The sequence below is a fragment of the Azotobacter beijerinckii genome, assembly GCF_900110885.1.
GTDB classification, from domain to species: domain Bacteria; phylum Pseudomonadota; class Gammaproteobacteria; order Pseudomonadales; family Pseudomonadaceae; genus Azotobacter; species Azotobacter beijerinckii.
The window spans coordinates 1-6,177 of sequence record NZ_FOFJ01000109.1 but is presented as its reverse complement, the minus strand read 5'-3'; the positions used below and the strand labels follow the sequence as shown (position 1 = coordinate 6,177).

At 61.5% G+C, this 6,177-nt stretch carries 7 protein-coding genes; 4 read left to right on the top strand and 3 right to left on the bottom strand.

What is annotated here, in order from left to right:
• Window positions 1-465 precede the first annotated feature (465 nt).
• On the bottom strand, window positions 466-657 hold the full coding sequence (locus BMY22_RS22375) for a hypothetical protein (protein WP_143068613.1): 192 nt from the start codon (window positions 655-657) through the stop codon (window positions 466-468).
• 69 nt (window positions 658-726) lie between these two features.
• On the opposite strand from BMY22_RS22375, the gene BMY22_RS22370 reads away from it, so the two are divergent.
• The 3 genes from BMY22_RS22370 (at window position 727) to BMY22_RS22360 (ending at window position 1,622) form a co-directional block, all read left to right on the top strand.
• Entirely contained in the window at window positions 727-930 is a 204-nt protein-coding gene (locus tag BMY22_RS22370) for a hypothetical protein (RefSeq protein WP_090625502.1), read from the top strand.
• 148 nt (window positions 931-1,078) lie between these two features.
• Window positions 1,079-1,309, top strand: a complete 231-nt coding sequence (locus tag BMY22_RS22365; RefSeq protein ID WP_040107045.1) for a hypothetical protein — start codon at window positions 1,079-1,081, stop codon at window positions 1,307-1,309.
• Window positions 1,296-1,622, top strand: a complete 327-nt coding sequence (locus BMY22_RS22360) for a type II toxin-antitoxin system PemK/MazF family toxin (protein WP_090625500.1) — start codon at window positions 1,296-1,298, stop codon at window positions 1,620-1,622. The genes BMY22_RS22365 and BMY22_RS22360 overlap by 14 nt, the downstream gene beginning before the upstream one ends.
• Before the next feature lie 66 nt (window positions 1,623-1,688).
• Here BMY22_RS22360 and BMY22_RS22355 read toward each other — a convergent pair whose 3' ends face one another.
• Entirely contained in the window at window positions 1,689-1,892 is a 204-nt protein-coding gene (locus BMY22_RS22355) for a hypothetical protein (RefSeq protein WP_090625498.1), read from the bottom strand.
• A 1,229-nt stretch (window positions 1,893-3,121) separates the two neighbouring features.
• Window positions 3,122-3,469 (bottom strand): hypothetical protein, encoded by a 348-nt coding sequence (locus tag BMY22_RS22350; RefSeq protein WP_090625497.1) that lies wholly within the window; start codon window positions 3,467-3,469, stop codon window positions 3,122-3,124.
• A 401-nt stretch (window positions 3,470-3,870) separates the two neighbouring features.
• On the opposite strand from BMY22_RS22350, the gene BMY22_RS22345 reads away from it, so the two are divergent.
• On the top strand, window positions 3,871-4,560 hold the full coding sequence (locus BMY22_RS22345) for a hypothetical protein (RefSeq protein WP_090625495.1): 690 nt from the start codon (window positions 3,871-3,873) through the stop codon (window positions 4,558-4,560).
• Window positions 4,561-6,177: the final 1,617 nt, after the last annotated feature.

Below are 6,177 nucleotides of genomic sequence, written 5' to 3'. Positions count from 1 at the left end.
CGATACCGTCGCAGCACCCCCGCGATACCGTCGCAGCACCCCCGCGACGCCCCCCTAAAGAATCGCTGAAAGCCACGCCATCCGTGGCTTTCAGCGATTCGGCAAAAATGCCCTAATCCTTTCTTAATCTTTTAAAAGCCGTGCGCGTGCGCGCTACGAGGCCGCCGCCGGCGGCCGCTCGTTCATGCCCCTGAAGGGGCGGGGAAAGCGCGGCCTCACCTCCCGGTATCCACCCCACTGGGCTAGGCCGGCCACACCACCCTCGGTTGCCAATCCCCCTGGCAGGGTCTATCGCCACCAGCGAACAGGCAGCGGCAGTGCCCATCCGGCGCTGCGCGCGAGCAATTCAGGGCAAGGGTGGGTTAGCCATCGGTTACGCATCGACGCTAAGGCCTTCAGGAGGCTACAGGAGAGTCGTTCAGGTGCTTGGTAGGGGTAGGGTAGCCATCCAGCATTCCGCGTCGCTCACAGGCCATCCCAGGGCCGATCCCGAAAAACGTCCCGATCCCGGTCCGGGCCGCCGGCGAGCAGCGCGAACAGGCCGAGCGGGAGCTGGCCGACGCGGCGCAGACCGTCGAGGACCTGGAGCACCAGCTGGATGGCGTCAAGGGCGAGCTGGCGGCGACCCAGGCGCACCTGACGGAGGGGCTTGCGCAACGCCAGAGCCAGGCTGTCGAGCTGGCCCAGGTCCGGGAGCGTCTGAGCGCAACCGAACAGGCCGCCCGAATGGCCAGCGAGCAGCACACCGCCGAGTTGAAGCAGCTGCGGGACGAGCTGGCGAAGGCTCAGGCCAGGGGCGAGGAGGCGGCCCAGATGCGTGGCGAACTGGACACCCTCAGAGCACAGAACGACGCCCTGCTGGCGGCATTGAAACCTGCCAAACCCTCCGGCAAAACATCCCGCTCAGGTGGGGCGCCGGCAAGTACGTGAGCAGGAAAATGGTTCGGCAGGTGCCTGAAAAGCCGTGCGCTGGTTTTGGGTTCCGTTGCTCCCCCAACCCCGCAACAAAGCCGGCTGCGAAGAGGGTGTGGGATAAGGTATAGTACGTTATGCGTATAACGTGTTATGGAGTGTAGCCATGCATAAGCGAATGACCATCACGCTGGATGAGGCTGTGTACGAGGGGCTGTACCGGACGGTTGGCAAGCGCCGGATGAGCCAATTCATCGAGGACTTGCTGAGGCCGCATGTGATGGATACGGCGCTCGATGACGGATACCGGTCGATGGCCGCTGACCAGGAGCGAGAGGCCGAAGCGATGGAGTGGTGTAACGCCATTGCCGGAGACATGGCCAATGACGCGCGGTGAGATCTGGTGGGTCGAATTCGATCCGGCGGTGGGCAGCGAGATACGGAAGAGGCGTCCGGCTGTGATCGTGAGCAATGACGCGGCCAACCGGCATCTGGCACGGGTTGTGGTCGTACCGTTTACCAGCAATACAGGGCGGCAGTATCCCGGCGAAGCCGTAGTGACCGTGGGTGGGCAAAGTAGCAAGGCGATGGCCGATCAGATCATGGCCGCCGACAAGTCACGGCTCAAGGGCCTGCTTGGCACGCTGTCCAAGACAGACATGCTGGCCGTTGAAGATGCCATCAAGGTTCATCTGGGGTTGCCGCGTTAATCAAGGCGGCGGATTTCTCCTGGGGAATGGGAGCACCGGCAGCAAAGCCGGTGCAGTGCGAGTTCCTTACGCTTGTTCGTAGAAGAACCGAGTCGGTTTCTCCAACTTGGCCTTAGCTTCAGCATGTGCCTTGCTGATTTGCTGGATTTGTTCTTCCGAAAGGTGCGGCAAATGTTTCACTACGAGGGCGTTGGCTCGCGCGAAATAGGCTTCGCTCTCCACTTCGTAGTGTTGAAGAATCGCTTGAACAACGGAACTGCTGATGCTCATTGGAATATTGCCCTAATGGAAGAGTTGCGAGTTTTTGAGTGAAATATTGATTCGGTCCCGAGCATTTTGCGCGATTGCGCTGGTTCTTTTGGCGCATCGTTCGGTTTCAGTCCCATTTTTCGGCCAGGCTCAGAAATTCGCTTATGTGGCTCTAGGGAGAGCCATACGGCTCCCCCCAGGGCCCTACCGCACAGTCGAAAGAACCGCGCCTTAGCTATGCCCACCGCCCCGGCCAAGGGGCGGGTGAGCACCATTTGCGGGGTGCCACCCCCCAAAATCTGCAACCGCTCCCGGCTTTCGGCTTCCTGTCCGGCCCTCGGTGCCACCCGACGGTTCGTTCCGGACTCGCTCCAGGGCTTCGACCATATCGCCCCGGCGCTTTCGCGCCTACTCACCAGGTCTCCCCCTCTGCCAGCTTGGCAACGGTGCCACCCGTTGCACCGACAGAGGTTCCCACGTTAGACCGCAACGTCAAAAACACTGCGCCACCGCACTCCCCAGATACCGCCTGGCCTACGCCTCACGCCCGACTGGACGCTTTCACCGGCCCGAGATTCCAAAGCAGCTCGGTTACTACGGTATTGGTTCTGCATGCATGGCCAGACCCGCAAGGTCATGGCTCAGTGTTTCTCACCCGGCAGCCTCCTCGAGGGAGGCCGTTACACGCTTGAGCTATCCAGCGATCTCGACAGGTTGCCCCGTCGAGTACCAGGTCATCCAGGTTTCCCCTCAGACCCCTGACGCCTCACGACGCCCTCAGCAGCCCACGTGCCAGGCTGGGGTTCGACCCTTGCGAGCCGCCCCCCAGCGGGATTTTCACCCGTTCGTCACGGCCAGGGTTGGCACGGTCACCCGTGCGCCCGTTTCCGTGTCGCCCAATCCCCGCCGGTCCGGGCGGATTGGGTCGAAGGCAGGGATTTCACCTGCCAGCGCCCGTCGTAGCCGCACCAGCTCCACTACGAGCATGCGGCTTCAGCGGTTGCCGTTCCCGGCTTGGCAGGCCGGGAACCCCGACGACTGGCGGTCGTCGGTCGATTTCACAAATGCCGGAAAATCAACGATTTACCGGTAGGCATAGCTAAGAGTCGGTGAGTTTCTCCTGGGCGATAGCCCCGATTTGGGCAGTCGAGGTACTGGGTTCTCCCACATGGGCAGCTGGGGTGGGCTGGTTCTCGGAATCCGTGACGGGGGGCTCCGGTGGGCATCGCGGACAGACTTCGGACCGTCTGTCAGGGCTCTGATCTCGCGGTTTTGCGCTTGATGCGCTCGGCAGCGCAGATGGCGTTGCGGGCGCGCAGGCGGTAGCGCTCGACGTGGGTTTCCGCCGTCTGCGCCTGGGCTTGGGCCTGCTGCTTGGCCTGCAAGGCCTCGAGACGGATCTGTTCGGCCCGTTCGTGGGCTTCCTGGGCGGCCTGCTCGCGCCAGGCGACGCGGGCCTCGGCTTCGGCGTGGGCCTGGTCGCGTTCGTGGGTCAGGCGCGCGATCTGGGCGCGGTGATCGGCGTTGCGCGCCCAGTCGTAGCTCCCGGCGACGACGATTCCGAGCAGAAAAAATCCGCCCAGGAAGCCGGTGAGCACGAGCGGCCAGAGCGGCAGCAGCCCAGCCCAGCCGTAGGCGACGATCCGCCAGCCGTCGCCGGCGAAATCCCACTCGGCAATCGCGAGGGTCGGAACGCGCTGCTAGACAGTCCAGCCGGCGGCGAGTACTACTGCGATGACGAACAGCCAGACGGCACGGCGCACGAATTTTTCCTCCCAGGATGGCCCGGCCGCAGGCGGCCGGCGCTTCGCTTGTTCGGGACGTTTTACGTCCCCGAAACGGGCTGCGCAAGCGCGAAAAGCAATAGAAAAACGCCGTTTTTCAGGAATCTCTTTTCTCGTGTTCTACCGAAACCGCGGTTTTATTATATAACGTCATCTACAAGAAAGTGCTGAAAGCCCAGTGCTGACAAACCAAGCAAGGCAAGGACGCCCGCCCGATGATTCTCCCGCCCCTCTACCCCCACAAGACCGACGCCATGCGCAAGCTGCAGAATCTGGTTTCGCGTGGCCATGCCCGCTGGACCGCCGGCCAGATCGAGCCGCGCAAGCTCCCGGCGCTGTGCCTGAAGTTTGCCGATCGCTACGGCATCGAGCGGACCGCCCAGCAGCGCTGGCGGGCCAAGGCGCAGGGCGAGGCCTCGGCCCACCTGGTCCTTTGGCCGGGAGAGCCGTACTCGTCGCAGAAGCGGGTGCACTGGTGGCTGGTGGTCAGTCCCGGCGGCGGGCTGGTGGTCGAGCTGGAGCAGCTGCAGGACGCCGGCCGCCAGCGGGTCGAGCTGACCGGCTACGAACTGGTGCAGATGCCGCGCCAGGGCCGGGCGGCGGCGTGGACCTGGCGGATGACGGCGGCGAACTACCAGGCCTGGCAGGAGCGGCTGAAAGCGGTCATCCGACACCACGATGAGCCGGGTATCCAGCAGTCCCTGCACAGCCTGCGCCGGACCCCGCCGTTCGCCGAGAGCCGGCGGCAGGCCTTCGAGCTGGGCCGACTGGCCCAGGCCGAGTGGCAGCGCAGCCGGCGCGGTCCCTGCCCGTACGACGGGCTGTTCGTGGGCTGGTTTGGGCGATTTCAGGCCGCGAAGACGTTACCGGCCCCTGCCAGGGGGAGGCGTAAAGAGGGGGCGTGATGCGGTAATCCGTCGGGAACCTTAGCTCTCTCGTTGATGAATCGATTCAACAGGCCTAGGTTTACTCATGACGGATATTGCTTGCAGTGGAGGTTGCCATGATTGCCGAGCTGTCCTTCTGGATGTTGGTGCTGGTGGTCGCCATTGTTGGTGTGGTGCGAGAAGCATGGGCTAAGTAATCAGACCACGTTAGTTGTAACGACCTGCAAACGAAAACGGCCCGACCTGCAATCAAGGCGATTTTCGACCGGGATTAACTGCAACTGACCGATCCGGCCAACCAGCATTAATTGCGAATGAACCTGCAATCGATCAGGTGAGCCTGCAATGGAAAGAGTTCGACCAGGATTAACTGCGACTGTTCACTGAGTTCGCTAGCGTCCAACAAACGATGGTTTTCCAGACGATAGCGTCGATGAAATTCGGTAAGTCACCTTACTCTGTCTGATCGCTCTACGAATCCTGTTCAGAAATCAAAGTCCAGTTTCACGGACTCTCGAAGAGATTCTGGACGTTCGATCAGATGCAGCTAGTTCTGGCTGGCTCCGATGGAATGCAGGTCGGCGCGGATCAATGCAGGTTCATTCGCAATTAATGCTGGTTGGCCGGATCGGTCAGTTGCAGTTAATCCCGGTCGAAAATCGCCTTGATTGCAGGTCGGGCCGTGTCGTTACAGGTAGCCGTGGACCGCCGCTGCGAGGCACTTTTCGAGACGCTGCGGGCCTGCTCGGCCAGCCTTGCTGGTCAGCACAAGCCACAGCGAAGCTGACATGCCTCGGGCAGAGGGATGTGGGAGAAGGGGGTGAGGCGCTACCGTGGGCAGTAGCCGATAAAAGAAGCCGCCGGCGATGCTGTTGGAGGGGTTTGGGGAGCAACGGAACCGAAAACCAACATAAGGCTGAACTAGAGTTCATCGCTGCTGAAAACATGGATGGTTATCCAGACTTTGTTTCGGCGAACGGCTTTTCCGCACCGCTTTTCATGCATTGGAGTGCCCTGGCGTCAGGGTCGGTAAAAGTTCGGCAAAACGATGGTTTTCCCGAAAACCCCAGACACAGCAAGGGCTTGCAAGGCAGGCGCAGGGCTTAAGTGCACTTTCTGTTCCGTTGCTCCCCAAACCCCTTGGAGGACAACATGCCGGTAAGGCGTGCTATGGAAGCAGAAAGCTCACAGTGATGAGCATCTGCAGTGTACCCAGATGGCGTAGCATGTCACCGTGGCGTCACTGTGGCAGGGTGACTCAGGCCCACACTTGCCCCGCTCTGTGCGTATTCGTATTGCCCCAGAAACGCCCTGCTGCCAGGTGCAGCACCATCCAGTATGAAGGCGTCGAGTCATTTTCTTCGGCGGAAAACAAAACTAGCTAATTTTGTTTTCCGACAGCGAAATGCCGACTGGTGACACGGCTGCTGGGCAAGATCACCCCATCTGACCATATGTTCCGGACTCGCTCCAGGGCTGGAGTGCTCTGCGATTCGTGGCGTATCAGGCGAAGGGCGGTTCCAGTCCTGGTCCACCTACAAGATCAATAAAAAAGGGCGGTTCTAGTCCTGGTCCAACCGCAATATCGACAGAAAGCGGCGGCTCCAGTCCCGGCCCTGCCGCAATTTCGATAGA

What these genes read in the sequence shown, in the direction of transcription:
- BMY22_RS22370 (WP_090625502.1), top strand. Translation starts at nt 727, where the DNA reads ATGGCCAGCGAGCAGCACACCGCCGAGTTGAAGCAGCTGCGGGACGAG.
- BMY22_RS22365 (WP_040107045.1), top strand. Translation starts at nt 1,079, where the DNA reads ATGCATAAGCGAATGACCATCACGCTGGATGAGGCTGTGTACGAGGGG.
- BMY22_RS22360 (WP_090625500.1), top strand. Translation starts at nt 1,296, where the DNA reads ATGACGCGCGGTGAGATCTGGTGGGTCGAATTCGATCCGGCGGTGGGC.
- BMY22_RS22355 (WP_090625498.1), bottom strand. Translation starts at nt 1,892, where the DNA reads ATGAGCATCAGCAGTTCCGTTGTTCAAGCGATTCTTCAACACTACGAA.
- BMY22_RS22345 (WP_090625495.1), top strand. Translation starts at nt 3,871, where the DNA reads ATGATTCTCCCGCCCCTCTACCCCCACAAGACCGACGCCATGCGCAAG.